This window comes from Pseudonocardia sp. SID8383 (assembly GCF_009864975.1).
Taxonomy (GTDB): domain Bacteria; phylum Actinomycetota; class Actinomycetes; order Mycobacteriales; family Pseudonocardiaceae; genus Pseudonocardia; species Pseudonocardia alni.
Genome location: NZ_WWFY01000157.1, coordinates 1 through 1,046, shown reverse-complemented (window position 1 = coordinate 1,046; position 1,046 = coordinate 1). Strand labels below are relative to the sequence as shown.

The following is a 1,046-nucleotide window of genomic DNA, read 5'->3' as shown; positions in this document are numbered from 1 at the left end:
CCGGGGTCCCGCCCGCGGGCGGCCCGCCGGTCGACCCCCGGCTGCTGCGCACGGCGAGCGCGGTCCGGGTGCACCTGGCCGTCGCCGCGGTCTGCGGGGTCGCCGCGACCGGGCTGATCCTGGCCCAGGCCTGGCTGGTGTCGCGGGTGGTGGCCGGGGCGACGCCGTCGTTCGGCCTCGACGGAGCACGCACCGGGCCGGGCGCCGGGCTCGACACCCTGGCCTGGCTCGTCGGGGGCGTCGCCGTCGTCGCGGTGGCGCGGGCGCTGCTGTCCTATGGCGCGGAGTCCGCGGCGCTGCGCAGCGCCGCCCGCGCCAAGTCCCAGCTGCGGATGCAGCTCGTGCGCCGGCTCGCGCTCGCCGCGCCGGACCCGCGGCGGTCCTCCGGTGAGATCGTCACCCTGGCCACCCGCGGCCTCGACGCCCTCGACGACTACTTCGCCCGCTACCTGCCCCAGCTGGTGCTCGCGGTGCTGGTCCCGGTCGCGGTGCTGGTCGTCGTCGCCGACGCGGACTGGATCTCCGCGGTCGTCATCGCGGTCACGCTCCCGCTGATCCCGCTGTTCATGGCGCTGGTCGGGATGCACACCCGGGCCCGCACCGACCGCCAGTGGCGGCTGCTGTCCCGTCTCGGCGGGCACTTCCTCGACGTCGTGCAGGGGCTGCCGACGCTCGCGCTGTTCCGCCGCGCGCAGGTCGTCGCGGGCAAGGTCCGGGAGACGACCGACGCCCACCGGCACGCCATGACCGGCACCCTGCGGGTCGCGTTCCTGTCCGCGTTCGTGCTGGAGGTCCTCGCGACGCTCGCCGTCGCCCTGGTCGCGGTCGAGGTCGGGCTGCGGCTGCTCTACGGGGACCTCGACTACGCCACCGCGCTGTTCGTGCTGGTCCTGGCCCCGGAGGCCTACCTGCCGCTGCGCGAGGTCGGTGCCCGGTTCCACGCCAGCATGGAGGGCGTCGCCGCGGCCCGGCAGGTGTTCGCCGAGCTGGACCGCCCGGCCGGCGGCGCGCCCGGCGGGACCGCACCGGTGCCGGCGGCCGACCCG

Annotated in this window: 1 protein-coding gene; it reads left to right on the top strand. The window is 77.3% G+C overall.

All coding sequences use genetic code 11. The features are described from left to right. Positions 1-1,046 (top strand): ABC transporter transmembrane domain-containing protein (locus GTW08_RS03875; RefSeq protein ID WP_346009848.1); only part of this gene is annotated, 1,046 nt, incomplete at both ends.